At 61.5% G+C, this 25462-nt stretch carries 20 protein-coding genes and 1 pseudogene; 11 read left to right on the top strand and 10 right to left on the bottom strand.

The window, feature by feature from the left end; genetic code table 11:
• Positions 1-293: 293 nt before the first annotated feature.
• Together FAZ11_RS09195 and FAZ11_RS09190 are read right to left on the bottom strand one after the other, a co-directional pair.
• Positions 294-1265 (bottom strand): threonine ammonia-lyase, encoded by a 972-nt coding sequence (locus FAZ11_RS09195; RefSeq protein ID WP_058763034.1) that lies wholly within the window; start codon positions 1263-1265, stop codon positions 294-296.
• 34 nt (positions 1266-1299) lie between these two features.
• Positions 1300-2289 (bottom strand): ornithine cyclodeaminase family protein, encoded by a 990-nt coding sequence (locus tag FAZ11_RS09190; RefSeq protein WP_058771889.1) that lies wholly within the window; start codon positions 2287-2289, stop codon positions 1300-1302.
• Between the two features lie 514 nt (positions 2290-2803).
• Between FAZ11_RS09190 and FAZ11_RS09185 the strand changes: the two genes are divergently transcribed.
• Complete coding sequence (locus FAZ11_RS09185) at positions 2804-4129, top strand: NAD(P)/FAD-dependent oxidoreductase (RefSeq protein ID WP_058763032.1); 1326 nt, start codon at positions 2804-2806, stop codon at positions 4127-4129.
• Positions 4130-4289: 160 nt separating this feature from the next.
• Here FAZ11_RS09185 and FAZ11_RS09180 read toward each other — a convergent pair whose 3' ends face one another.
• The 3 genes from FAZ11_RS09180 to FAZ11_RS09170 form a co-directional block, all read right to left on the bottom strand.
• Positions 4290-5000, bottom strand: a complete 711-nt coding sequence (locus FAZ11_RS09180) for a cupin domain-containing protein (protein WP_058771888.1) — start codon at positions 4998-5000, stop codon at positions 4290-4292.
• A 499-nt stretch (positions 5001-5499) separates the two neighbouring features.
• Positions 5500-6528 carry a DUF2891 domain-containing protein gene (locus tag FAZ11_RS09175; RefSeq protein WP_158295275.1) on the bottom strand — a complete coding sequence of 343 codons (1029 nt, stop codon included), beginning with the start codon at positions 6526-6528 and terminating at the stop codon, positions 5500-5502.
• Positions 6529-6599: 71 nt separating this feature from the next.
• The gene (locus FAZ11_RS09170; protein WP_158295274.1) at positions 6600-8978 is read right to left on the bottom strand and encodes a TonB-dependent siderophore receptor; all 2379 of its coding nucleotides are present in this window, start codon (positions 8976-8978) and stop codon (positions 6600-6602) included.
• Positions 8979-9473: 495 nt separating this feature from the next.
• Here FAZ11_RS09170 and FAZ11_RS09165 point away from each other — a divergent pair, with 495 nt between their 5' ends.
• The 9 genes from FAZ11_RS09165 to tldD all read left to right on the top strand — a co-directional run bounded on the left by FAZ11_RS09165 (position 9474) and on the right by tldD (position 19350).
• On the top strand, positions 9474-9986 hold the full coding sequence (locus tag FAZ11_RS09165) for a sigma-70 family RNA polymerase sigma factor (RefSeq protein WP_137279193.1): 513 nt from the start codon (positions 9474-9476) through the stop codon (positions 9984-9986).
• Entirely contained in the window at positions 9987-10919 is a 933-nt protein-coding gene (locus FAZ11_RS09160; protein ID WP_137279192.1) for a FecR domain-containing protein, read from the top strand.
• Positions 10920-11495: 576 nt separating this feature from the next.
• Complete coding sequence (locus FAZ11_RS09155) at positions 11496-12311, top strand: energy transducer TonB (RefSeq protein WP_058771883.1); 816 nt, start codon at positions 11496-11498, stop codon at positions 12309-12311.
• A gap of 22 nt (positions 12312-12333) precedes the next feature.
• Positions 12334-13080: a MotA/TolQ/ExbB proton channel family protein gene (locus tag FAZ11_RS09150; protein WP_058771882.1), complete on the top strand. Its 747-nt coding sequence runs from the start codon at positions 12334-12336 to the stop codon at positions 13078-13080.
• Positions 13080-13505 (top strand): ExbD/TolR family protein, encoded by a 426-nt coding sequence (locus FAZ11_RS09145; protein WP_204957089.1) that lies wholly within the window; start codon positions 13080-13082, stop codon positions 13503-13505. The genes FAZ11_RS09150 and FAZ11_RS09145 overlap by 1 nt, the downstream gene beginning before the upstream one ends.
• A gap of 83 nt (positions 13506-13588) precedes the next feature.
• Complete coding sequence (locus FAZ11_RS09140) at positions 13589-15274, top strand: ABC transporter ATP-binding protein/permease (protein WP_204957087.1); 1686 nt, start codon at positions 13589-13591, stop codon at positions 15272-15274.
• A gap of 9 nt (positions 15275-15283) precedes the next feature.
• On the top strand, positions 15284-16531 hold the full coding sequence (locus FAZ11_RS09135) for a thioredoxin family protein (protein WP_081319933.1): 1248 nt from the start codon (positions 15284-15286) through the stop codon (positions 16529-16531).
• 18 nt (positions 16532-16549) lie between these two features.
• Complete coding sequence (locus FAZ11_RS09130; RefSeq protein WP_058771881.1) at positions 16550-17893, top strand: TldD/PmbA family protein; 1344 nt, start codon at positions 16550-16552, stop codon at positions 17891-17893.
• Between the two features lie 11 nt (positions 17894-17904).
• Positions 17905-19350 carry a metalloprotease TldD gene (tldD, locus tag FAZ11_RS09125; RefSeq protein ID WP_058771880.1) on the top strand — a complete coding sequence of 482 codons (1446 nt, stop codon included), beginning with the start codon at positions 17905-17907 and terminating at the stop codon, positions 19348-19350.
• 58 nt (positions 19351-19408) lie between these two features.
• On the opposite strand, the pseudogene FAZ11_RS09120 reads toward tldD, so the two are convergent.
• The 5 genes and pseudogenes from FAZ11_RS09120 to FAZ11_RS09095 form a co-directional block, all read right to left on the bottom strand.
• Positions 19409-19885 (bottom strand): annotated as a pseudogene (locus FAZ11_RS09120) (ABC transporter substrate-binding protein); the annotation flags it as partial.
• Between the two features lie 374 nt (positions 19886-20259).
• Positions 20260-21582 carry an MFS transporter gene (locus tag FAZ11_RS09110; protein ID WP_058771879.1) on the bottom strand — a complete coding sequence of 441 codons (1323 nt, stop codon included), beginning with the start codon at positions 21580-21582 and terminating at the stop codon, positions 20260-20262.
• A 75-nt stretch (positions 21583-21657) separates the two neighbouring features.
• Positions 21658-22503 (bottom strand): NAD(P)-dependent oxidoreductase, encoded by an 846-nt coding sequence (locus FAZ11_RS09105; RefSeq protein ID WP_058768811.1) that lies wholly within the window; start codon positions 22501-22503, stop codon positions 21658-21660.
• A 10-nt stretch (positions 22504-22513) separates the two neighbouring features.
• Complete coding sequence (locus FAZ11_RS09100; protein WP_058771878.1) at positions 22514-23515, bottom strand: transketolase family protein; 1002 nt, start codon at positions 23513-23515, stop codon at positions 22514-22516.
• Between the two features lies 1 nt (position 23516).
• Positions 23517-24389: a transketolase gene (locus FAZ11_RS09095; RefSeq protein WP_058763017.1), complete on the bottom strand. Its 873-nt coding sequence runs from the start codon at positions 24387-24389 to the stop codon at positions 23517-23519.
• 125 nt (positions 24390-24514) lie between these two features.
• Between FAZ11_RS09095 and FAZ11_RS09090 the strand changes: the two genes are divergently transcribed.
• Positions 24515-25420 carry a LysR substrate-binding domain-containing protein gene (locus FAZ11_RS09090; protein ID WP_240043566.1) on the top strand — a complete coding sequence of 302 codons (906 nt, stop codon included), beginning with the start codon at positions 24515-24517 and terminating at the stop codon, positions 25418-25420.
• Positions 25421-25462: the final 42 nt, after the last annotated feature.

Raw genomic sequence — 25462 nt, 5'->3', positions numbered from 1 at the left:
GGCGCTCGGGCAGATTCCTGCTCAATTCGGAGCCTGCTGGCAGTATCTGCGGGCGAATGCTGACGGCCCAATATCGTCTAGACATCACGCCGCCAACAGGACCTTGGGCTGCCCAGCACCTTCTGCCTGCCAAGAAACCCCTGGATTTACCAGACGCCTTGATACGCAGGCAGGACCCGCCCCATCCAATACGTCAGGTGAACAAGACCAAACAAAAAGCCCCTCTTGTGGAGGGGCTTTTTTATCGGAGCGCAAAGGCAGCATCGGGGGCACTGCCCGACGCCTTCACACGCCTACTCGGCAGCGGCATAGACCTCGGCCAGATCCGCCAAATCCCAGTTGCCTCCGCTCAACACCACGCAGACCTTTTCCTCGGGCCTAACCTTGACCACACCTGCCAGCAGCGCGCCGATCCCGATCGCGGCCGCAGGCTCGGCGACCAGCTTGGCGTCCTTGGCCAGGGCACGCATGCCCTGAACGATATGCTCGTCGTCGACCAGGACGATCTCATCGACGTAGCGCTCAATGATCGGATAGGGATTCTGCCCTGGCACACTGATGCGCAAACCATCGGCAATGGTGTTTTGCAGCGGCAAGGAGGTGCGCCGCCTGTTCAGCCGGCTGTGGTAGTACTTGGGCGTCAACGCCGGCTCTGCGCCGACCACACGCACCGCGGGATTGCTCTCCTTGAGCGCGGTCGCCACCCCTGATATCAGGCCGCCGCCGCCCATGGGCACGATGACGGTATCGACATCCGCGAGATCCTCGAGTATCTCGCAGGCCATGGTGCCCTGCCCCGCCATGACCAGCGGGTCTTCGAAGGCATGCACGGGCACATAACCCTTCTCCTCGGCGATCTCGTACACCCTTTGCCAGCGGGCGGCGGTATCGCCATCGAACAGGATCACCTCGGCGCCGAGGGCTTGAGTATTGGCGATCTTGATTTTCGGCGTCGTCACGGGCAGTACCAGGAACGCCTTTACCCCGAGCAGGCGCGCGGCATAGGCCAGACCCTGGGCGTGATTGCCCGAGGACGTGGCGATGATGCCGTGGGCAAGCTCTTCCCTTGGCATCGAAAGGGTCTTGTTCAAGGCGCCGCGAATCTTGAACGCCCCGGTAATCTGTAGCGTCTCGGGTTTCAGATAGAGCTGACAGCCAAGGTTCTTCTCGATCTTCTCGGCGCGCAGCAGTGGCGTATGCCTGATATGAGGTCTCAGGCGCTCCCGGGCTTCCAGGATATCCTCGAGGGTTGGATGGTCGCGCATGGGCTGTCCTCTCTCCTACTGCCAAAAGCGAACGTCAAAGGAACGCGAAAAAGCTTCCGACGTGCTGTTCCAGGGCGTTGCGATAAATTTTTTCGGCGGTGGTGTTGTCCTGGATAGCCATGCCGGTGGAGTCGAAGAGGGTAATTTCCCTATCGTTCTCCCGACCGGGCTTTCTGCCCAGCAGGATCTCGCCAAGCTCACCATGTATATCGTCCAGGCCGATGATTCCCTGGTTCAGGGGATGCCAGGTTTCCCCTTTGTCGATGCACTGAGCGATGGAGTCATTGACTATCTTGGCGTGCTTGAAGATCTCGGGCGCCAATTCCTGCTTGCCCTGCATATCCGTGCCGATGGCCACGATATGAGTACCGGGTTTGACCCACTCCGCCTCCACCAGTGGGCCCTTGCCACGGGTAGTGGTAACCAGGATGTCGGCCTGCTCCACCGCTGCCTGCTTCGAGCCGGACAAGATCACCGGAATACCCAGTTCACTTTCCACATCCGCCTTGAAGCAAGCGCTCGATGCCGGGCTTCTGCTCCAGGCATGGATCTCGGTAATTCGCATGACCAAGCTGATGGCGCGAAGCTGCATCCGCGCCTGTTTTCCGGTCCCTACGCAAGAGATCTTCTTCGCGTCCTTTCGCGCCAGGGCCTTGACCGAGACTGCGCCCGCGGCGCCGGTCCTGAGGCCGGTAAGCAGGCTGCCGTCCATCACGCAGAGTAGCGCGCAGCTGCGCGCATCGAACAGCAGCACGGTCCCCATGCCGCTGGGTACGGCATGAACGACCGGGTTATCGAGGAAGCCGCCCGAGGAAGCCTTCATGGAGATGATTTCATTGGCCTTGCAGTAACCGACCTTGAAGTCGATCTCACCACGGGGTTCGGGCAGGTGTATGCCGAGGTAAGGTGGCTGCACCACCTGTCCGTCGCTGAAGGCCTTGTAGGCCTCCTCCACCGCCCCTATCACTTCCTGCATGGATATCAAGCTGCTGACATCTTCTTGGCTTAGCAGCAGTGTTTGCATCTTCGTTCTCTGCTTCGGGTAAAGGCTGCATCCGGGGAGGTTCCGCCCAGCAAGTGTGGGAATTCGGAACCACCGTACTGGGCTAACTATGTCACCTGCTCAGGGCAGAAAATGTGGGATACCGGTATCAGGCACCACTTCCGGTTATTTTTAGCGCCGTTGACGAAATCTATCGCTCCACCTCCTCGGTGTAGCGCTCCTTGCAAGGTCGTCCTGCCGGGGCCCAGCCCAGCCTCCCCCGTGGCGCAGCAGAAACTGTCGAGGTCACGCGCAAAAAACATTCGAATCTGCGACTGGAGGCTGCCAATACGACAACCCCCGCCAGGCTGGGCTACCTAAGATAGAGGCAAGCACAACGGTGCTGGAGCCGGATACTCCACGCCGAGGCGAGCACACTAAAGCGGCGGGCCCGCCCCCGTTTTCCAGCATCCGCTTCCGTGCACGGCGATCAGCTGAGCGGAGCCGCGCGCGGCAAAGCGCAAGACCACAGTAGTGTCCAGGCCAGGAGAACAGAATGCCGGCGCCCTTGATTACCCTAGAGTCCAGCCCGGAGCTGCCGAAAAGCGCCGATGTCGTCGTCATCGGCGGAGGCATCATTGGTGTTTGTGCCGCCTATTTTCTGGCGCGCGAGGGCATGCAGGTCGCCCTGGTGGAAAAGGGTCGTATTGGCGCAGAACAATCCAGCCGCAACTGGGGTTGGTGTCGCCAGCAGAATCGTGACGCCCGTGAATTGCCGTTATCGACCAAGAGCCTCGCCATCTGGGAAGAGATGACGGCAGACATCGGCGAAGACCTGGGTTTTCGCCGCTGCGGTTTGTTCTATCTCTCGGATAGCCAGGCCGAACTGGACGGTTGGTCGAAATGGCGCGATTTCGCCCTGACCCAAGGCGTCACCTCGCACATGCTGAGCGGCACTGAAGCTACGCAACGGGGTACAGCCACCGGCAAGTCTTGGCTAGGCGGGGTATTCGCACCGTCCGATGGCATCGCCGACCCGTCCCGTGCAGCGCCGATGATCGCCAAGGGCGTGCTCAAGCATGGCGGGACGATCCATCAATTCTGCGCAGCCCGTGGGGTCGAGACTGCCGCGGGTCGGGTAGCAGGCGTCATCACCGAACGTGGCGTCATCCAGACCCGCCAGGTCGTGATGGCCGGCGGCGCCTGGGCGTCATCCTTCTGCAACCAACTGGGCATCCGCTTTCCGCAAGCCGCGGTGCGTTCGTCCATCCTGTCGGTTATGCCGGGCGCTCAAGGCCTGCCCGATACCCTGCATACCAGCGAGGTGAGCATCACTCGGCGTGGCGACGGCGGTTACACCCTGGCCATTTCCGGACGTGCCTGCGTGGATCCCACGCCACAGCAATTGCGCTTCTCGTCATACTTCCTGCCGATGTTCGCCAAGCGCTGGCAGCTGCTCTCGCCCGGCGATCTCCAGGGTTGGCAGTCCGGGCACGAGACGCGCAGCAAATGGGCGCTGGACCGGCCGACCCCGATGGAAAGGGTGCGCATCCTCGATCCGCGCCCCTCGGAAGCGATACTGCGCGATACCCTGGCACGGGCGCGTCGTCTGCTACCGGCCCTCGGCAGCGTACCCGTCCAGGCCGGCTGGGCCGGCTATATCGACAGTACCCCCGATGGCGTACCGGTCATCGATGAGGCGCACAATCTGCCAGGCTTCATTTTGGCTGCCGGTTTCTCGGGACATGGCTTTGGCATCGGCCCAGGCGCCGGACGCCTAATCGCGGAGCTGATACAGGGCAAGGCGCCGTTCGTGGACCACACGCAGTACAGCCTCGCCCGCCTGAACAAAGGCGCCTGGGGCAAAATCTCGGAATTCTGACGCGCAGACCCAATCTACCGGTTACCTCTTAGGTTGGGCTGAGACGGCCTCATCGTCGAAGCCCAACCCAACGGCCTCTACCCGGCAGCGTTGGGCTTCGCTGCGCTCAGCCCAACCTCCGCCCCACCAAATGGCAGGAGGCGCCGACCTATGCGCAGGTCTATTTGACGACGTACAGCTTACGGACGTAGACGCTACTCTCCCAGGCGCAGGGCGCCCCTTGGGTGACGAACACCGTATCGCCGGTATTGACCTGCAACTCGGTAGCGTCTCCGAGCCGTAGCGTGACGCGACCTTCCAGCAGATGCATCAACTCATGCACCTTGTGCGGACGCTCGCGGCGCCGGTACGGCGTTGAATCCCAGACGCCTATGAGCAGATTGCTACTGCTGTCCGCGAAGGCGTTATGAGAGCGGCATTGCGGGGGCTCGCTGATCAGTATCTCGGCATCCGGTGCTTGCGAGGGTTTCAGCGCGACATAGGGAACGAGGGGAGTCAGGCCAACCTTGGCTTCAGCGTCAGCCTGGCTCGACGCACAGAAGGCCCAAAGGCTGCCAGCCTCTGCCTGCAGGCGCAGTGCCGTTCCGCGACCGATCACCACGCTCGCACCGACACCTAGTACAAGGGTTTGCTCTTCGTCCTGCACGCTGATCTGCCCCGCGTGGACGACCAGCATCTCGATATGGGGGTAATGCTCGACGACGAAGTCGCCACTCGCCTGGACGATCCCGGCGGATAGGCCATCGGTACCCAGATACGCGACCTGGCGTAGTTGCCCGAAGGGATCGGCTGGTCCCAGGGCTGCGGTTGGGAAGGCAGAAGCAGGCTTGCCGTCGGCAAGCGCCAGCAGCATCGCGGTAGGCTGTGACATCGATTTTTCCCTGTGGCAAAAGAGAGCAGCACGCTGCTCGAGATCAACGTTCAAGAGGGTTTGGCATCAGCTGGAAGGGCTTCGCTGATGGAGCACCATGCTAGGAAATATCGCTGACTATTTGCTGCGGAGTTCAGTCTTCGGCCAAGCATTAGATGCGGCTGATCCGGCTGAAATCCATGCGATCAGCCGAGGCCGTTCAGTTCCGCATGGACAGCCTGCTGCAACTGGCCGGCAGCCATACGCCGCTGATGGCCGCCGCCACCCGATGTCTCGCTAACGCAGCCAGCACTTCAGCCTCTACGAACGCATCCATGCACCAGTCTGCGGCGCTACCGGCCAGGGTTCGCCCCACCCGTTGGAAGAGCAGGTTCGAGTGCTGTCCCTGCTGGATGCACCGCGACTCGAAATCCTGGCCCGGATCGCTAACGGCAGGACCGTACGGCCCTGCTCCGGGAACTGCTGCCGCAGGCCAGCGATGTCCAGCTTCGTACAGAACCTAGTGAAGCTCTTGGAATTCGCGGAGCTCCGTGCAGGCTAGCAACAGGAAGGTCGCCAGCCAGTGCTCACCCATGTAGTGCTCATGCAGGTGGGCGCTTCCCGCCGCGAGATGATCCGTCGCGGCCCGTTCCAGCCGGGCGCGATAAGGGCAATCGCTAGGCAAGGAGCTGGCGATGCTTGCCATGCACCAGGCCCTACTGAGGTTCAAGCCATCCCAGTGAGCCAAGCGGCCATCCGTTCGATCGACCGTGGTGACCGGCGTGATGAGTTCGCGCCACTGGGGTGACTCGATACAGTGAAGAAAGCTGCACACCCTGCTTTCGAACTCCTGCTCGTCCGAAACGCGCTGCATGAGCAGCAACTGCTGCCATGCCGGTGACAGGAAATCTTCGCCATCCGGTTCATTCACGGCTACAGGCATGGGATCGGGAAAATAGGCATGGGCGCGCCCGATCAAGAAAGTAGCCAACTGCTCGTCACCTACTGCTTTTGCATACGTCAAGGCCAGTACCATGGCAAAGGCGGTATTGCTATGCAGCCCCGAACGCATAGGTCTAGGCAGCTTGATGAAATAGCCAATCGTCTGGTCCCTCAGGTGCTTAGCCAAGGGGCGTAGATTGACCAACCAGGCAGGGGCTCGAGGGTGGTTCGACGTCTGCAACTTCGCCGTCAGCATGAGCAGCCAGGCCCAGCCATAGGGCCGTTCGAAACCCGCTTGATCAGGCCGGGCGAAAAACTCCAACTCTTGGGCAACCTTGTCCGGCGTGAACTGCCGGTCTAGCAGCTCCCCTATGCTTTGAAGCTGGGCCTGCTCAAGATCGAAATCCAGCATGCATACCAGCAACCAATAGCCATGCACGCAAGAATGCCAGTCAAAGCTGCCGAAAAAGATCGGATGCACGAGCCGCGGCCTGGCGAAATCCTCTGTCGAGCTATAAACGCGTGCCTGGGAGTGTGGAAACTCTTGAACGACATGGCCAAGCGTTACGCTGGCAATTCTAGACAAAAAATCCTTATCGATAGGCATCTTGTAAAAACTCGAGCTGTAGCACAGTGCATTCTTGAACGGCCTGACCACGGCTCCGCGGTCAGGCTTCATCAGAAGTTGTAGGTAAAGGTCAGGCGTGCGTTGCGCTCCTCGCGGAGCGGGATAAAAGAATTGCTCGTGGAGTTTAAATAAGCCGTACGATCGAAGATGTTTTTCACCCCAAGCGTAACCGAATAATCGGCACCATGATAGAACACTGATGCATCCGTGATGGCTCCGCCTGGAATTTCATAGTACTGCGTTTTATAGCCACCTGTATTGGATGAAAAGGCTTCTACCCCGGCGCCAACCCCAAAGCCTTTCCAGAAACCATTCTGGAACTCATAGGTATTCCAAAGGCTAAAGGTGTTCTTCGGCTCGCCTATGAACACGACGGATCCCGCATCCTCTTTGAATTTAATGTGGGTGAAGGTAGAGGTCAGGTTCCAACCGGGCAGTATCTCCCCGGCAAGACTGATGTCGTATCCTTTACTTTCCCGACTCTGGGTGCCAATGGCATTGCCCGCAACATCGAAGACGGCTACGTTTGTTTGTTGAAGTTCAAAGTATGCGGTCGTGAGCGTCAGGGCATCACCCAGCAGGCTGAACTTGGCCCCCACCTCTTTTGACTTGCTCTCCACCGGAGGAAGGGCCGCTCCCGTCCGCCTGTCTACGGTAGCCGAGCCCGTGAAGCCTTTGAGGACGTTGGCGTATACCGTCATTTCGTCGGTCAAATCGTAGCTGATTCCATAGTTCGGAACCCACTTTTTGGCTTCATAAGAACTTTCTGCATAGCGGCTACCATCGGTAAGGTAGACGGCACTGTCGCTGATCCAGTCAGCTCTTTTGGTCGCCAGAAGCAGGTGTAGACGGTCACCTACGTCCAACTGATCCTGGAGAATGAGCCCGCGCTGCTGAGTTCTCCCCGACGAAGAGCGATAGTTTGGCTCTGGAATCTTCGGCAACAGGTCAAAAGAGTCGGGGTCGTATAAGGACACCTGAGGATAGGGTCTCGATAAGCCCGGAATGGAGAGTTCATATTGTTCGGTAGTGATATGTTGGTAATCAACCCCAACCAGAACCTTGTGCGTTACCAAGCCGGTTTTAAACTTTCCCCGAATGTCATTCTGCAGCCCCCACGAGTCGGTAGTGGTATCGAAGGAAGCAGGACCACCAAAAGCCACTCTGCCGGCGGACGTGATAGCCTGGGCCTGAAATATACGAGCATTATTATCGGCCTGAGTATAGGTGGCCTTGCTATTGAACGACCAATCTTCGATCAGGCTCTGATTCAGCTCGTAGTAAGCCGTTTTCGTTTCATTGAGAAAGGCATTGTCCTTTTGAAATATCCGGGCGCTCGGTAAATCCAGTAGTACACCGTTGTAGGCGGCTCCAGCACGGGGAGCGGCGCTGCGCGAGTTGTCATACTCGGCGCCGAAGGTGAGCTTGGTAGCGTCCGACTGCCATCTCAGGGCTGGAGCGACATAGACTCGACGGCCGCCATCGAAATCGGGAGCCGAGGCGTCACTCTTCATGTTCATCAGGTTCAGACGATAGCTCAGCGACTTATCGGAATTGAGCGCCCCGCCGAGATCCACGGCTTCCTTGAGCTCGCCATACTCGGCAACCTCCAGGGTTACCTTCCGCAAATCCTCGGTAACCGGCTCCTTGCGAACCAGATTGATGGTACCGCCGGGCGAGCCGCTACCCCCGGTAATGGAGTCAGGCCCCTTGATGACTTCGACGCGCTCGATTCCCTCCATCGCCACGTCGTTGATGGAAGCGTTGGGTACACCGTTGGTAGAGGTCCGCAGGACGGCGAAGCCGCGAATCTTGAAGGAAGGTATGCCTCGGTTGGTTTCGGAAACGCTGACACCGGCGGTGTTCTTGAGGGCTTCAGCCAGCGAATTTGCCTGCCGATCCTGCAGCACCCTGCCACTGACCACCTGAACGGACTGAGGCACCTCCTTGAGGGCCATTTCCGTCCTCCCGACGGCGCTGGTCTGTGTCGGGTTGTAGTACAGCTGATCCTCATTGACTGTTGCCCCGGTAACAGCGATCTCCGGAAGCTGAGCATCAACTCCCGCCGCTGTCGGCGCGGCGGGGATATTAGGGCGGGTGATCGTGAGCGTGCCGTTGGCCGTCACGTCCAATGCCAGGTCCGTCCCCTTCAGACTGGTGGCGATGGCCTGCTCCACCGTCATGCTGCCGCTGACGGCACTGCCTTGGTAGCCGCTGACCAGGGTCGGATCGAAGGAGATGACCCGGCCACCTTGACGCGCGATGCTCTGCAGCATCTCTGCCAGCGGTCCGGCCGCCACTGAGTAGGTTTGAATCGCTACCTTTGCTTGGCCAGCGGTTGCAGCCATTACCTGTATCGGCGCTCCCGCCAGGACGACCGCAACCCCCAGATGTACGGGCTTCAACACGAAACTCTTTTTCGACTTCATCTTCATCCCTCGCCAGCAACGGTCGGCTCTTTGGTGTTGTCACCTCCTCTGTGCAATCTGAGCGAAAAAGTGACAGTGACACTTGAAAAAACACCAACCGGTCGAGCGAGCGGCCTGGCCGACAGGATCGCCGCTATCGCTGTAATCCTGCGCGGGGAGTCAGGGGCACGGGGCGGTCATGACGGGCGGAGTGAGTTAGCGCACGGCGGGGATCAGGCCAGGGGCGAAAGCGGAGGTGAAGGAGCCGAAGCCAAGCCGCAACGCCGTTGGAATGAGCTCCAAAGGCTGGGGCCAGAGAGCGTCTAGGCACCTCGATGGTGCACAAAGTAGCGCTTCGCGCTGATCTGAGGCAGTCCTGCGTACCAATGGCAGTCCTGATCTCATCCAGTTCTATAGAGCATCCTCTCGTGCGAGTGGCATCCCAGTTGCATTACCACCCTTTTGTGACGCCTGTCAGGGTCACCACTGGATGAACCCTCTGCATGAGTAAGAAGTATGGCCTCTGCTGCGTTGGAAAGAGCCGACCTGCTGACTCAGATTTTTCGGAGCGATTATCGCTGGTTGACCGAGCGGTTACGCTATCGACTTGGCTGCCGATTCAGTGCTGAGGACGTAGCGTCCGAATCGTTCTTGCACCTTTCCACGCTGCCCGGCTTGAACGAGGTGCGCGAACCGCGGGCGATGCTGACTACCATCGCCAACCGTGTGATGTATGAGGTCTCGCGCCGCCGCGCCCTGGAAAAGGCCTATCTGGAGGCGTTGTCCTTCGCCCCCGAACATGTCATGCCGTCGCCCGAAGAGCAGCACCTCCTGCTGGAAACCCTGGTTGCGATCGACAAAGCCCTGGAAGGCCTGTCCACGAAGGCACGCAAGGCGTTCTTCTACAGCCAGCTGGATGGCATGACCTACGCGCAAATTGGCGTTGAACTGGGCGTATCGGCGAGTATGGTGCGCCAGTACATGACCCAGGCGCTGACCAGGTGCTACGCCATTACCGCGGAGAGTTGAATGTCCCCCCGTCTCGATCGTGCGGCCCAGGAAGCTGTCGCCTGGATGGTACAAGTCCATTCGGGGGAGATGAGTGAGGCCGAACGCGAGCAGTTTCAGAAATGGCGCGCTGCAGACGCTGCTCATGAGCAGGCCTGTCGGAGGCTGGAACGGACGCTCGGACAGATTCCTCAATTCGGCGCGGTTCCGGAAGTGCGTTCAAGGCTCCAGAAACCCAATCGCCGCCAGTTCATGGGCAACGCGCTTGCCCTCGCGGGTATAGCCTGCACCAGCAGTTGGCTCGTTAACCGATATACCCCACTCGATGCCCTCTTCGCGGACCTCAGCACGAGCACAGGTCAACGCCAGACGACCACCCTCGCCGATGGCTCGACGCTGATCCTCAATGCGCGCAGCGCGGTCGACACCCGCATCGATAACGCCCAGCGGCGCATCGAGCTACTCAAGGGGCAGATCCACGTAGCGGTCGCAAGCTCCGCGAGACCGCTGCAGATCGCCACCACGGCTGGCCTTATCCAGGTCAACAGCGGGAAGCTCGTCGTGATCCAGCGTTCCGATCAGGTGCGGGTAGCGGCACTTTCCGCCGAGGGAGTTGCCGTGAGTCGCAATAACAGCTCGCTGCAATTGGCGCCCGGTACGGGTGCGCTGATGACGGCGAACGATCTCTCACCGATCAAGATCAATCCGGCCGCCGAGGTCGCATGGATCAGCGGCTTCATCGAGGTTGACAATCGGCCACTCGGCGAACTCATAGACGCCCTGCGCGACTATCGACCCGGGATCTTGCGGATCTCCCCGCAAGCCGCGGCCATCAGGGTGAGTGGCCTGTTCCCCTTGGACAATACCGATTTCACGCTGGACGCCTTGGCGCAAACCTTTCCTATCCGCGTGTCCCGCACTACCGACTACTGGGTGACCATCAACACCGCCTGACGTCACCCAGGCCCGCAAGGGTCGCACCGGCGCCGGGTATCTTTACCTTAACTGTCACGGCGTCCCCCTCCTCTTCCGAGCCACGTCCTACCACCGCTAGCCGTCAGGCGGCCAACTCCCGAACGCTTCATCGCCCTCCCGCCTATTCGGCTTACGCACGCCCTGCTCGATGTCAGCCCCACCCCGCGCATCTCCTGGGCCATGGCCCGGCAGCAGCTGCCCCTCACCGCGTCAGTTGCCTCACAAGGACAGCGCAAGGGCGCAAGGTGAAAAAAAGTTTGCTCGAGCACTGTCACTTTTTTCTTCTCGCCGCACAGACCCTATAGAGAAGAAAAGATGAGGTGAGCTTGAACACCGCATGCCCCCATACCTTATTCCTAACCTCTTGGGTCAGGGTTATCGCCTTGCCGCTGTATCCCAGCGCTGAGGCCGTGCCGACTGGGGTTGACCTGCGTGGCTTCGGCAGTCCGAGTCCGGCATTGGTCGGAAGCTGCTTTCACCCGGCGCGCCGTGACCTCTCTCGCCTGCGGGTAGCTCGCTCGAGTGCAGGCTCTGCCCATGAATGATAGAGCCGGAATGATGACCAATCTGAATCTCCAACTGAAGAATCGCACCGAGGAGAGTCCCTGGGTGCCGGAGCAAGAGCTGCCGCCTGTGCAAGGCACCTCGCGCCTGCATCTCGTGCCCATTGCCCTGGTGGTCATTCTGGCCCATGTCGTCCTGATCGCGTTGTTCTTGACGCAGACCAGCCAGAAGGAGATCTCGCTGGTGGCCGCGCCCGCCGCGGTGCGGGTAACCATGAGCAGAATGCCGCCACCTCCTCCTCCCGAGCCTGTCGCGCCGGTCGTGGCGCCACCAGAGCCAGAGGTGATGAAGGCCAAGGAGGCAGAGCGCACCGTTACGGAGCAGAGACCGCAGGTTCCGCAGCACAAGCCGGTACCGCCCAAACCTGTGCCCAAACCCAAGGCACAGCCGGTCAAGAAGCACACGCCGATCAAGCCACCGGCCGAGCCTGTACCGGTCGCTGAAGACCCGCCACCGGTCAAGCCAGCCCCGGTCGCGCCGGCCCAACCGGCGGTGGCCGACAAGCCGCTCGATCTTCCTGCCTCGGGGCCGAAAGATGTCCAGACCGTCGGCTGCCGAGTGCCGACGCCGGAATATCCACGCAAGGCCCGTCGCCTCGGCGAACAGGGAACCGTCCTGATCGCGATGGTCATCGATGCCAGCGGCAAGGTGCAAAGCGCGCAAGTCTCACGCTCCAGCGGTTCAGCCGACCTTGACCAAGCTGCCCGCCAAGCCGTGCTGAACGCCAGTTGCGAGCCTTATCGCGAAAACGGTAGAGCCATTTCCGTGCGTGCGGCCCAACCCATCAACTTCAGCCTTAGTCGTTAAACAGCCCGAGAGGTAGCTACAAATGCAGGAATTCGGATTGGCGTATGCCTGGCAGCAAGCGGATTACGTATCCAAGTCGACGGCTGTCGTGCTGATCATCATGTCGGTGCTGTCCTGGACCGTCATGGCGGTAAAGGGACTGCAAGCCTACAAGGCCAAGAAGATGCAGCGTAAAGCGCAGCTGTTTTGGCACGCCAACAGCTTCCAGGAGGGTGTCAGTGGCCTTGGCGATCCGAAGCACAACGCCTTCCATGCGCTCGCCATCGCGGGTCATGCGGCGAATGCTCACCAGCATCAGCGCAGCTCCGAGCTCCATCAGCGGTTCGACCTCAGCGACTGGCTCGCGCGCTGCCTGAAAGAGGTGCTGGATGACCATATCGCCAGGCTCCAGTCGGGTTTGGCGATCCTGGCATCGATTGGCAGCACGGCGCCCTTCGTGGGTCTGTTCGGCACCGTCTGGGGTATCTACCACGCACTGAAGACGATCGCCGCGAGCGGTGATGCCTCGCTCTCGCAGGTCGCCGGGCCGGTGGGTGAGTCGCTGATCATGACCGCCTTCGGCCTCTTCGTGGCCATTCCCGCCGTGCTTGGCTATAACGCCCTGGCCAGGAACAACAAGGGCGCGGTGCACCAACTCAGCCGCTTCGCCCATGACCTGCACGCCTTCTTCCTGACCGGCGCGCGGGTGAATCTGGCCACCCCCGCAAGCCAGGGACAAGCCAAGGACAAGGTGCGGCCGGTGATCGCTGCGCAAAGGGGGAATGCCTGATGAGCATGGCGGGTGGATCGCAATTCGATTCGGACGAGGCGCTCGTCAACGATATCAACATGACCCCGTTGATCGATGTCATGTTGGTGCTGCTCATCATCTTCATCATCACCCTGCCGGTTATAAACAAGGCCGTCAAAGTCGATCTGCCCAAGGGTGACGCCCAGGTCATCTCTCAGGATGACAAGGGTATCGATGTATCCATCACCGCCGATGGCCAAATACTCTGGGAAAAAGAACCCGTCACGGATCAGCAACTAGACCAGAAGCTCGCAGTAGCCGCTGTCCGGGACCCGGTGCCGGTCTTGCGGATCTATGCCGATAAAGCCGTCGAATACGGGCGAGTCGCGAATTTCATGATCAAGGCGCAAGGTATCGGTCTTTCCAAGATCGACTTCGTCACTGACGCCAAGCCGGCTCCCTGACCGCACACCAAGTTGAATCCACCATGACGGCCACACCCTCTGCAGAACGCGGATCCGCTCGGGTTTTGCCTGACGAAAGTCGGGTGAAGCCCTTCGCGGAACGACCGACCATTGCCCAGTTGTTACTGCCATTCTGGCGGTCGAATGAAAGTTGGATTGCCCTGGGACTATTGGCGGCAATCCTGACCATCTCCTTCACCGCAACTTATGGGCACGTCAAGCTCAATAAAGTCCAAGGCAGCCTGACCGACGCCCTGGTGGCCTTGAATTGGGAAGCGCTCAAGCCCCTGTTGGTGGCGAGCATGCTGCTTGGCCTGATAACGGTCTTGATGCCCATTGTCAGCACTGCGCTGACCAATTACCTCGATCTGCGCTGGCGGACCTGGATGACCCATCACTTCTTGGAAAAATGGACGGCAAACGCTCATTTTTACCAGATAGAAAGAGATGGCTTGATCAGTAACGCCGAGCAACGCATTGCCGAGGATATCCGTCTCACCACGGATACTTCACTGGGCCTGTTCACCTCGCTCACCGGGGTGATCGTCAATACCATCACCTATTCGATATTGCTCTGGAATATTTCAGGGAGCTTGGATTTCAAGATCGATGACACCCAGGTATCCATACCGGGTTATATGGTCTTTGCCGCCTATACCTATTGTGCCCTGCACCTGTGGCTTTCCCATTGGCTGGGGAAGGTGCTGATTGGCTTGAACAATCACAAGCAGACGGTCGAGGCGGACTTTCGCTACCAGGGCATGCAAGTTCGAGAATACGCGGAGCAGGTCGCCTTCTACCGCGGCGGCGACATCGAGAGCAGGCACCTGAACGACCGCTTCCAACGGGTTCGCGCCAATACCATCAGCATCATCAACCGAACCTTCAAGGTCATGTTCGGCCAGCACATGTTCGCTCATGTGTTCAGCCTGCTACCTACCCTCCTGGCGCTGCCGTTATTGCTGAATGGCAAGATCACCTATGGCGACATGGTGCGGATCACCGGCGCCTACGCGATGCTCTCCAACACCATCGCCTTTTTCCCCCAGGCCTACATAGGGTTCACCAATTGGCTGGCCCTGACGAATCGGCTGCGCGATTTCCAGTGGGCCATCAACAAGGCAGAGACCCGGGTCAGTGCCATCGCGTACAGCCACACGGCAGACGAATCGCTGTCGTGCACCCAGTTGCAGCTCTACACCCCTACCGGACAGCCGCTGACCTATCTGGAGACCTGGCAGGTTCGACCGGGTGAGCGGTGGCTGATCACGGGACGCTCCGGTAGCGGTAAGAGCACGCTACTAAGGGTCTGCGCCGGCCTTTGGCCTTACGGCAGTGGCAAGGTGGCCTTGCCCCAGGCCAGTACCTCTCTCTTTCTACCGCAGAAAAGCTACATACCCACGGGTACGCTCAAGGATGCCCTCTGCTATCCCCATGCCGGCACCGCGTTCGACGACGAAGACTGTCGCCACGCACTACGGAGCGCCGCCCTGCCCACCCTGGCTGACTCCCTGACGGTCTATGACCGCTGGCAACAGTCGCTGTCTGGCGGCGAACAGCAACGCATCGCCTTCGCCCGGGTACTGCTCCAGCGCCCCCAGTATCTCTTCCTGGACGAAGCAACGAGTGCCCTGGACCCGGAGACAGAGCAGCGCCTCTATACCGCCCTGATCGAGGCGCTTCCCGATACCACCCTCATCAGCGTTGCCCATCGCACCTCCATGGCGCGATACCACAGCCACACGCTCGATCTCACACCCAACACTTGAGGAACCAACATGTCCACGGTAGTCACGGTCACTGGAGAGACGCTCGAACAGGACGTCCTCCATTCGAGCACCCCTGTTCTTCTCGATCTATGGGCGCCCTGGTGTGCGCCCTGCCGCTCACTGGCACCGAATCTGGAGAAACTCGCGGTGCTGGCCACCGGGGCCTTGAAGGTTGCCAAGCTGGATGTCGAGCAATATCCAGAGGCCATGGCCAATTTCAATGTTCGCGGCATTCCCACCCTCCTGCTGTTCAAGGATGGCAAGGAAGTCAGCCGTGAGATCGGCGTCAAAACCCTGGACCAGCTGATGAAGTGGATGACCGGCAACGGGATCGTGCTCGAACGCCCGCCCGTGGTCCGGGCGGATACGCCCCGCTATCCAGCTTTTTACGGGGATCCTGAGCTCAAGGAGTTCCTGTTTTTTCGCCTGGAACAGCAGGCTGCCAAAGGCCTGGTTCAAGGCAGCCGGGATCCCTTTTGGCTAGACGGGAAAGGCACTCCCGCGGCAGCCATGGCCCATAATGCCGACATCGATGTCTTCGAACGCCTTAGCGGGATGCCCGCGGCCGTCGGCCATGCCTTGGACTTCGTCCAGGCAAGCTCCCCGGAAACGATCAGATCACTCTCGCAGGCCCTGACCGTGGGTACCGATCTAAGCCGGGTACCGGCACTCGTTCTCTATGAATACCTCAAGGAGCCTACCTTCGACTGGCCCGGTCTGCTGGCCGTGGCACCGGATGCGGATGCCCTGCGCTGCGCCTGGTTGAAGCAGGGTAAAAGTCACCTGCAGGGCGAGGCTGTCGATGAGGCGGCCATCGCCGAGATAAAGCGCCGGGCGGAAAGCCTGCAACAGCATCCCGACCGGGCAATCCAGCGCTTGGCGAAGTTGCTCCTCGAGTTGTCCCCGATCCCCGCCTGTACTCAGCATGATCAATGGGCAGCGGTTTTCCGCGTCGCCGGCAATCTCTCCTTCAGTGTCGGCCAACATCAGTGTGGCTGGACGGCAGAGGACCGCGACATGGAAAGAAGACGCCACCAGTGGTTCTCCGAGCGCGAGGCCCTGACGGCCACCGGCAAGCTTTCTCCAGAAGAGCTGACCGCCTTGCGTGCCCAGTGGCTCGCGGAGAACGGTGAATATCAAGCCAAGGAGGCGGCATTCATCGCTAACAACATCCAAGGGCTGCAAGGGGTGCAGGTGGCGACGCGGGCGTACTTGATTGCCGCCTTCAAGAGCGCACCGCTGCTGCTTCGCGTCTGATACCGAAAGGAACTTACGATGAGTGAATTATCGGCAACGGCGGAAGAGCTGAGTCATATCGCGCAAGAGATACTGAGCCTGGCGCGCCGAGAGGGTGCAGACAAAGCCCAGGTCAGTCTCTCGCGCAGCCAAGGGCTGTCACTGCGTATGCGGCAAGGTCGAGTGGTTTCCCGCACCCGTGAAGCCCACAGTGGCTTTTCCCTGACGGTATTTTCTGGGGCACGCCAAGGCTCGGTGAACTCCACCGATCTCAAGGGTAGAACCCTGCAGGAGTCGGTGAAAGCCGCCTGTGCCATCGCTCGCTATACGCAGGACGATCCGGCGAGTGGACCGGCCGAACGCGCCCTGCTTGGCCAGGCGCAACGCGACCTGGAGCTCTATCGTCCCTGGGCACTGTCCGAGGACATGGCCGTTGCGGTAGTCCAACGCATCGAGAGTGGCCTCGGCGAGCTGGGCCCTTCCGTCCAGAGCGAAGATGCCAGGGTGACGACCCAGGAGTCCTACTTTCAGCTGGCGACCAGCGAAGGCTTCAATGCGGGAACGGCCCAGACGCTGCATACGCTGGTCGCTGGCGCCATCGCGCGTAACGACAGGTACAGCGAGCGAGACCATTGGCTGGCGTCGGCCAGGCAGAGCGCGAACCTGCCCGAACCGGAAGAAGTCGGACGGCGCGCCGGGGCGGCGGCAAAGGCTTATTTGGATAGAGCGGCACTGACCACTCGCCGGTGTCCCGTGCTTTTCGATCCCCGCTCTGCGACCGGTCTACTGGCCCACTTCGCCCAGGCGATTGGTGGCTCTGCACTGTTCATGAAATCGACCTTCCTGTTGGAAAAACTCGGGCAGCCGATCATGAGCCGTCATCTGAGCGTGAGTGAAGATCCTTTCCTTCCCGCTGCCCTGGCGAGCTTCAATTTCGATGGCGAGGGCATCGCTCCCAGTCAGAGACGGCTGGTCGAGAATGGCGAGTTGCGGGGCTACCTCCTGTCCCTGTACAGCGCGCGACGGCTGGGCATGTCACCTACGGGAAACGGCTATGGCCCCGGCAATCTGCGTCTGAGCAGTACCCTGACCGATGCCTCCGACCACTTCGCGGCGATGCTGAAGAAGCTCGGCACCGGCTTTCTCGTCACGACGCTCGTGGGCAATGGAGTACGGCTGATCACTGGCGACTACTCACGTGGCGCCCGCGGTTTCTGGGTGGAAAACGGCGAAATCAAGCATGCGGTAACCGGTGTGACGCTTTCCGGAAACCTCCAGCAGATGTTCATGGGGATCGTTGCCGTGGGCAGCGATTGCGTGACGCAAGGCGCCTTTACCAGCGGCTCCATCCTGATCGATGAGATGCAGGTTGCCGGCCAGTGAGAGATAAACCCATGTCAAACCAGCACCTTGATTACATCGCCCTTGCCAGGGACGCACTGTTGACGCCCTATGGCCTGGACGTCTCAGACCTCGATAGCGTTTTCGATTGCGTGATGACGCACCACGCCGACTATGCCGACCTCTATCTGCAAAGCAGTCGTCACGAACAATGGATGATGGAAAACGGCATCGTCAGATCCGGCGCTTTCTCCGTCGACCAGGGCTTTGGGCTGCGGGCCTTGAGTGTCGATGAGACCGCCTTCGCCTACTCCCAGGAGATTACCAAGGCGCAATTGTTCGACGCGGCACAATCGGTACGCACTGTCGCCGCCCATGGCGCTTCGCGGCGCAGCGTTCAATCACGTCGAGTGGAAAAAAGTGGCACCTACGCCGCGATCGATCCGCTGACCGCGGCCGAAACGGCCGACAAGATCGCGCTGCTGCAATCCGTGGATCACCTGGCCCGCGCCTGCGACCCGCGCGTCAGCCAGGTATTCGCGAACCTGGAGCTGCACCACTCGGTCGTGTTGATCGCCCGCGAAGACGGTCGTCTTGCGGCGGATATCAGACCTATGGTTCTCATCCAGTTCCAGGTACAGGCACGGCAAGCAGGACGCATCGAAAAGGCCACCGGTCGTCTCGGTGGACGCGCGGATCTGAGTTCCGTCAGGGGTGAGGCCTTGGCGGCCGAAGTACGGCGTACCGTGCAAGCCGCGTTGACCAACCTCGAAGCCCAGACAGGGCCAGCGGGGCAAATGCCGGTGGTCATCGGCCCGGGATGGCCGGGGATGCTGCTTCACGAAGCCATGGGGCATGGCTTCGAAGGTGACTTCAACAGAAACGGAACCTCCGTCTACTCGGGCAAAATGGGCCAGCCAATCGCCTCCCCGGTCGTCAACATCGTCGATGATGCAACGCTGCTGGGACGGCGTGGCTCGCTGCAGGTCGATGACGAGGGAGAGCTGGGTCAGTGCACGACGCTGATCGAGGGCGGCGTGCTCACCCGCTACATGCAGGACAGCCTGAACGCCCGCCTCATGAAGGTGCCGCCAACCGGTAACGGCCGGCGGCAATCGTTCGCGCATCTGCCGCTGCCCAGGATGACCAACACCTTCATGCTTCCAGGGGAGCACTATCCCGAGGAAATCATCGCGAGTGTGAAGAAGGGCATCTACCTGGCGGACCTGGGTAGCGGCCAGGTCGATATCGTGAGCGGCCAGTTCACCTTCGAAAGCGAGCTCGCCTTCCTGATCGAGAATGGCAAGATCACGCGGCCGATCAAGGGCGCTACCCTGACCGGCAACGGCCCGGACACCCTTCGGCAGATCAGCATGGTCGGCAATGACCTGGCCCTCGATAACGGCGGCGCGGTGTGCGGCAAAGCCGGACAGAACGTTCCGGTGTGCGTCGGCCAACCGACGTTGAAAGTCGATAACCTGATCGTTGGCGGTGGTTAGGGCGCGGTAGGCGGTCTGGGCTACCCCGCGGCAGAAAGCGCTGGTGCAACCGCCACGCCAGGAAGTCCTGCACCACCACGTTGTGGATGGAGGACCAGAAGGGAATCGCCATGGTGCGCGCCGCAAGCTGGTGTACGTAATGGATGCCCAGCGCCGCGGTCAGGCCCAAGCCGTAGACAGGGTGCCAGGCCACCACCTTGGCCGGTACCGGGCTGCCGTAGCGGTCCCAGACGGTCATCGGCGGCAGGAGATGGATGACGTTCACCTGGCCAGATAGGAGAGCCTAGATCACCCGCGCCCAACTGCGTAGCATCACCGGTTTTTCCACCTGGACGCCTTCGGTATCGAACAAGCCGCGGGCATGGGGCACCAGCAAGGGCGTGGCATCGGTGATCGGCAGGTAGCCTATACGTACCGGCGCATTGGGCTCGGCCGCCGCCTGCGCTTGCAAACTGCGCAACACGGGGAAGGCACTGGCGGCGCTGAACGGCGCGGCCAGCGCCGCGGACGCCTGCCGATTGCCCGCTGGCGAGATGGCGCCCTGGCCAAACACTTCCGGCGAGGACTCCGGGCTGGTCGCGGCTTCTTCGATTTCACCGGTAGCCTATCGCAGCTCATCATCGAGGCCATGCCAGCGGTGCTGGTGCTGCAGGCTGACGACGTCCAGGCCCAGGGCCCCAAGGCACTGTTCCAGTTGATCCGTCGCGAAGCCGAAGATCCGCGTGGCTCGCCTTGGCCCTAGTGCTGGAGCGCCTGATCGGGGCGCCAGAGCAGCCTTAGTCACTGGTGGACACGGCCGCCCTGGCTTCGGCTATCGCTCGGTGGTCGCCTTCGTGCGTGCCCAAGTCCCGGCAGCCTATTGCTGGATATTCATAAGCTAGGCGCCCTAATGAGGGCGCCGGGTCTTGATCAACTCACGGGAACGGTACCCCGCATCTGCACGGATCGCCGCCCCGCGACCGCAGGCGCCGTCTCGGGCATCCGTAGCGCACAGAGTGTGGAAATGACGCCAAGGGCGCTGAACAGCAATGCCGGCCCCATCCAGCCGACGATGGCGAATAGGCCGGTCGCCAGGAACGGCAAGACACCCGCGATCATGGAGGCGCCGTTGTAGCCCAGGGAGATCCCCGAAGAGCGCACGTTCGGCGGAAACTGTTCGGTGAACCAACTCGCTTCGACGGCGAAGATGGGATCATGGCTGAGCAGCAGGGACAGGGCCACCGCGACGATGATCATGACCACCGCGCCAGTGTTGATCAGCAGGAACAGGGGAATGCCGAAGGCGATGGTGAACAGCGAGCCCAACAGGAACACCGGTTTGCGGCCGATCCTGTCGCTCAGGGCGCCGAAGGCCAGGTGGCTGATGAGGCCGAGTGCCGAGCCGATCATGGTGCCCCAGAGCACGTTCTCCTTGGTCGAGACCCCCGCCAGCAGCACATAGGACAGCATGAAGCTGGTCGCCAGGTAGTAGCCGCCCGTTTCGGCCAGGCGCAGGCCGATGATCTGCAGGATCTTGCGCCAGTCGTTACGGATCACCTCGACCGCCGGCTGCTTCACCAGAGTGTTTTCGGCCTTCATCTTTTCGAATTCCGGGGATTCGCTGACCCCCAGGCGGATATAGAGGCCGACCCCGACCATCAAGACCGAGGCCAGGAAGGGCGCGCGCCACACCCAGTCCCCTTCGAGCAGGGCGCCGGACAGCAGGAAGGCGCCATTGGCCATCAGCAGCCCCAGCGGAATGCCGATCTGGGGAACCGCGCCGAAGAAGCCGCGCCGCTGCGGCGGCGAGTGCTCGCAGGCCATCAGCACCGCCCCGCCCCATTCGGCACCGAAGCCGATACCCTGGATCATCCGCAGCAGGATCAGCAACAGCGGCGCCACTACCCCGGCCTGCTGGTAGGTGGGCAAGGCGCCGATCAGGACCGTGGCGCCACCCATAGCCACCAGTGACCAGAGCAGCACGGCTTTGCGGCCGAGGCGATCGCCATAGTGGCCGGCCAGATAGCCACCCAGCGGACGCATGAAAAAGCCCACCGCCATGGTGGCGAAGGCGGCGAGGATGCCGACGATGGGCTCGGTGGTATGGAAGAAGACGCTGCCGAACCAGCCGGCGGCAGCGGTGCCGTAGATGAAGAAGTCGTAGCTCTCGACCGCCGAGCCGATCATGGAGGCGAAGGAGACCTTGCCTGCGTGATCCCGCTGGGGGGCTGTGTCAGCCTGTGCTGTGTGCATGGGTAACTCCTATACCTATTGTTGTTGTAATGAGGCAGGTGACCTGCCCCTGGTGTTGAAGCCGAACGAAAGCTGTTAGCGCCAGGTTTCTATTACCCGGCTGTCGTCCCGCTGCCCGAGTCCCGCCTCGGCGGCGGCCTTGAAGCGGGCGTGGGCGGTTTCGAGCAGCGGTACCGAGGCTTGGCAGGCTGCGGCAGCTTCCGCCACCAATCCGCTGTCCTTGACGAAGATGTCCACCATGCTCGTCACGCGGGTATCCGTGCCCTCCAGCATGCGCGGGCCGCGATCCGACAGCATCCACGACCCCCCTGCCCCTTTCTCGACCAGTTCCAGCACGTGTGCGGGGTCCAGGCCCAGCGAGCGGGCAAGACTCAGGGCTTCGGCGGCCGCCACCAGGTGGACGGAGCAGAGATGCTGATTGACGACCTTGATGGCCTGGCCATCACCCCATTGACTGCCGGCATCCCTGACCTCGCCCATTGCCTGCAGGACAGGCAGGCAATAGGTGACCGCCGCGGACGGACCGGCGGCGAAGATCAGCAGACTGCCAGTAAGGGCACGGGCGACGCCGCCGGTCACGGGCGCGTCTACCACCTGGGCGCCGCGCAACGCCAGGCGGGCCGCCTGCTCGCGAATGGCGGCGGGCCCCACGGTGCTCATGATGATCCAGTGCTGGCCCAAGCGTACCTCGCTGCACTGCTTGACCACGGAGGCCAGTTGCGCCGGGGTCGCGACCATCACCACCACGACGTCGGCGCCGTGCAGTACCTGCCAGTCCGCGACCGCCTCGATCCCCTGCGCCTGCGCACGCTCCCGCGCGGCCTCGGACAATTCGATGCCAATGACCTGGTGACCGGCGCGCTGGATCTGTAGCGCCATGGGTAGGCCGATAGCGCCCAAACCTATGAAGACTGTGTTCATGGAGGTGCTCCTAACTCAGCCAGCCTTGGATGCTGGCGACCATGGCGGCGGTGGAAATGCCGTAGCGTTCATGCAACGTGGGCAAGGCGCCCGCATCGAGAAACTGATCCGGCAAGGCGATCTGCCGAAATTCCGGATGCACCCGCGCGCGCAACAACGTCAGGGCCACGGCTTCGCTGAGCCCGCCTACGGTGCTGTGGTTTTCGGCCACCACCACCAGACGACCACTGCGCCGGCACTGCTCGATGAGCGTGGCTTCGTCCAGCGGTTTGATGGTGGGCACGTGCAGTACCGCGACGTCGGCGCTGCCGTCGCTCATGGCCTCGGCGACCTCCAGGGCGCGCATGGTCATGATGCCGCTGGACACGATCAGGACATCCCGACCGTCGCGCAGCAACTTGGCCTTGCCCAGCTCGAAGCGGTAATCATACTGATCAAGGATCAGCGGCACCTTGCCCCGCAGCAGGCGCATGTAGACCGGGCCCTGGTAGGCGGCGATGGCGGCAACGGCCTGGGCGGTGTCCAGTGCATCACAGGGATCGATCACCGTCAGTCCGGGCACGGCGCGCATCAGCGCGAGATCGTCCGTGGCCTGATGGCTCGGCCCGTAGCCTGTGGTGAGGCCGGGCAAGGCGGCGCAGATCTTGACGTTGAGGTTTTCCTCGGCGATCACCTGGTGGATGAAATCGTAGGCCCGCCGGGTGGCGAACACCGCATAGGTGGTCGCGAAAGGCACCAGGCCCTCCTTGGCCAGACCGCCGGCGGCGGCCATCAGCAACTGCTCGGCCATGCCCATCTGCAAATGCCGCTCGGGAAACTCCCGGGCGAAGACGTGCAGGTCGGTGTATTTGGACAGATCGGCGGTCATGCCGACGATGCGCTGATCCTGGGCGGCCGCGGCCACCAGCGCCTGGCCGAAGGGCGCGGCTTCGGTACGCTGACCTTCACTGGCGATCGAGGCGATCATCGCCGAGGTGGTGAGACGGGGTTTGTTCAGGGTGTCGACGCTCATGTCAGTGCGCCTCCCGGCGATAGTTCTCATCCAAGACTTCGAGCGCCTGTTGCCACTCGTGTGGATCGACGCGAATGAAGTGGTTCTTTTCCCGGGTCTCGAGGAAATCCACGCCCTTCCCCATCAGGGTGTCGAACAGGATCACCCGCGGCTTCGCCTCGGGTAGCGCCATCGCGGTATCGAAGGCCGCGAGCACGGCCGCCAGGTCGTTGCCGTCCACCCGTTGGACGTGCCAGCCGAAGGCCTGCCATTTCTCCGCCAGAGGCTCGAAGCCCAGGATGTCGCTGGGGTTGCCATCGGCCTGTTGCTTGTTCAGGTCTACCAGGGCGATGAGGTTGCCCAGGCCGTGGTGCGCCGCCGACAGCGCCGCCTCCCAGGTCGCGCCCTCGTCGAGTTCACCGTCGGACATGGAGTTGAACACCCAGGCCGGATTGCCCTTCAGGCGCAGCCCCAGGGCCATGCCAACGCCGATGGCGAGTCCCTGGCCCAGGGAGCCACCGGAGATTTCCATGCCGGGGGTATAGGTCGCCATGCCCGACATGGGCAGGCGGCTGTCATCGGCACCGTAGCTGTCGAGTTCGCTTTCCGGCAGCACCTGGGCTTCCAGCAGGGCGGCGTAGAGGGCGATGGCATAGTGGCCGTGGGAGAGCAGGAAGCGATCACGTCCTTCCCACTGCGGGTCATCGGGTCTGAGCGTCATGGCGTGGCAATAGGCGACGGCCAGGACATCAGCCCAGCCCAGGGCTTGACCCACATAGCCCTGCCCCTGGACCTCGCCCATGCGCAGGGCGAAACGACGGATCCGCCAGGCGTGATAGGCCAGGCGGGCAAGCGGATCAGCGGCCGTGATGGCGGCTGAGGTGGTTGTTGTCATTGTTATATCCTCGTGGTGGCAGCCGATGCCAACAGATGCTTGAAATTCACCCTGAGCAGGATGATCGGCTTGAGAAGTAAGCTAGCATCGAGAAAATGGCGGCGACAAAGGAGTTTTTAACAGCAATGGATGAGCAGAATTCAGCAATAAGACTGCTGCGGCGGGTGCCCTTGACGGCCCTCAAGGTCTTCGAGGCGGCGGGCAGGACGGAGTCTTTCGCCCAGGCCGCGCAGGAGCTGGGGATCACCTCGAGCGCGGTCAGCCACGCCATTCGCAAGCTCGAGGAAGCCGTCGAACTGGTACTGTTCGAGCGCAGTACCCGCGAGGTCCGCCTCACCGTCAAGGGGCGGCTGCTGCTCGAGCATGTCCAGCGGGGCCTGGCGGAAATGCACCGAGGGTTGTCCCTCGTCCAGGCGGCGGAGCCACCCCCGCTGCGCCTGCATACCGCCCCCAGCTTCGCCACCCAGTGGCTACTACCCCGGCTACCGGACTTCGTGAAGCGACACCCCAACATCAACCTGCGCTTTTCCGCCAGTACGGACTACGCGCAATTCGAAAACGACGACTTCGATCTCGACATCGTCTACGGCGAGCCACGGCACGACTTCTGCGAATACATGCCGCTCGCCGTCGAGCATCTCACGCCGCTGTGCTGTCCGGCCCTGGCCGAGACCATCGCGACACCCCAGGATCTCCACCAGCACACCCTGATTCAGTGCGACGTGCAGATGCTGCAGTGGAAAGGCTGGTTCGAGGCCAATCACCTGCTCCCCGTTCACCACTATTCGCTGCGCTTCGATCGCAGCGCCATGGCCATCGCTGCGGCGGTCAACGGCATGGGCGTGGTCCTAGAATCGACCTTGCTGGCCGAACGTGAATTACGCGATGGGCGGCTAGTGGCGCCCCTGCGTAGCCTGACCCATGACATCCAGTACGTCGGGCACTTCCTCGCCTTTCCGAAGAGCCGCACCCGCAACGAAGCGGCGGAGGTGTTCCGCAAATGGTTGCTGGAGGAGTTGGGGGCTCGGTAGATGAAGCCGCTGGCGAGTCTCGACGGTGGCCTCGGTTGAGCA

The sequence above is a fragment of the Pseudomonas rhizoryzae genome (assembly GCF_005250615.1).
Taxonomy (GTDB): domain Bacteria; phylum Pseudomonadota; class Gammaproteobacteria; order Pseudomonadales; family Pseudomonadaceae; genus Chryseomonas; species Chryseomonas rhizoryzae.
The sequence above is the reverse complement of the archived record's forward strand: the minus strand, read 5'-3'. Positions and strand labels throughout refer to the sequence as shown.

Bases quoted from the DNA above. Each gene is read 5' to 3' on its own strand.
- FAZ11_RS09105 (WP_058768811.1), bottom strand. From the start codon at position 22,503: ATGAACACAGTCTTCATAGGTTTGGGCGCTATCGGCCTACCCATGGCG.
- FAZ11_RS09195 (WP_058763034.1), bottom strand. From the start codon at position 1,265: ATGCGCGACCATCCAACCCTCGAGGATATCCTGGAAGCCCGGGAGCGC.
- FAZ11_RS09185 (WP_058763032.1), top strand. From the start codon at position 2,804: ATGCCGGCGCCCTTGATTACCCTAGAGTCCAGCCCGGAGCTGCCGAAA.
- FAZ11_RS09175 (WP_158295275.1), bottom strand. From the start codon at position 6,528: ATGCCTATCGATAAGGATTTTTTGTCTAGAATTGCCAGCGTAACGCTT.
- FAZ11_RS09130 (WP_058771881.1), top strand. From the start codon at position 16,550: ATGAGTGAATTATCGGCAACGGCGGAAGAGCTGAGTCATATCGCGCAA.
- FAZ11_RS09090 (WP_240043566.1), top strand. From the start codon at position 24,515: ATGGATGAGCAGAATTCAGCAATAAGACTGCTGCGGCGGGTGCCCTTG.
- FAZ11_RS09170 (WP_158295274.1), bottom strand. From the start codon at position 8,978: ATGAAGTCGAAAAAGAGTTTCGTGTTGAAGCCCGTACATCTGGGGGTT.
- FAZ11_RS09145 (WP_204957089.1), top strand. From the start codon at position 13,080: ATGAGCATGGCGGGTGGATCGCAATTCGATTCGGACGAGGCGCTCGTC.
- FAZ11_RS09180 (WP_058771888.1), bottom strand. From the start codon at position 5,000: ATGTCACAGCCTACCGCGATGCTGCTGGCGCTTGCCGACGGCAAGCCT.
- FAZ11_RS09150 (WP_058771882.1), top strand. From the start codon at position 12,334: ATGCAGGAATTCGGATTGGCGTATGCCTGGCAGCAAGCGGATTACGTA.
- FAZ11_RS09160 (WP_137279192.1), top strand. From the start codon at position 9,987: ATGTCCCCCCGTCTCGATCGTGCGGCCCAGGAAGCTGTCGCCTGGATG.
- FAZ11_RS09135 (WP_081319933.1), top strand. From the start codon at position 15,284: ATGTCCACGGTAGTCACGGTCACTGGAGAGACGCTCGAACAGGACGTC.
- FAZ11_RS09100 (WP_058771878.1), bottom strand. From the start codon at position 23,515: ATGAGCGTCGACACCCTGAACAAACCCCGTCTCACCACCTCGGCGATG.
- FAZ11_RS09095 (WP_058763017.1), bottom strand. From the start codon at position 24,389: ATGACAACAACCACCTCAGCCGCCATCACGGCCGCTGATCCGCTTGCC.
- FAZ11_RS09190 (WP_058771889.1), bottom strand. From the start codon at position 2,289: ATGCAAACACTGCTGCTAAGCCAAGAAGATGTCAGCAGCTTGATATCC.
- tldD (WP_058771880.1), top strand. From the start codon at position 17,905: ATGTCAAACCAGCACCTTGATTACATCGCCCTTGCCAGGGACGCACTG.
- FAZ11_RS09155 (WP_058771883.1), top strand. From the start codon at position 11,496: ATGATGACCAATCTGAATCTCCAACTGAAGAATCGCACCGAGGAGAGT.
- FAZ11_RS09110 (WP_058771879.1), bottom strand. From the start codon at position 21,582: ATGCACACAGCACAGGCTGACACAGCCCCCCAGCGGGATCACGCAGGC.
- FAZ11_RS09165 (WP_137279193.1), top strand. From the start codon at position 9,474: ATGGCCTCTGCTGCGTTGGAAAGAGCCGACCTGCTGACTCAGATTTTT.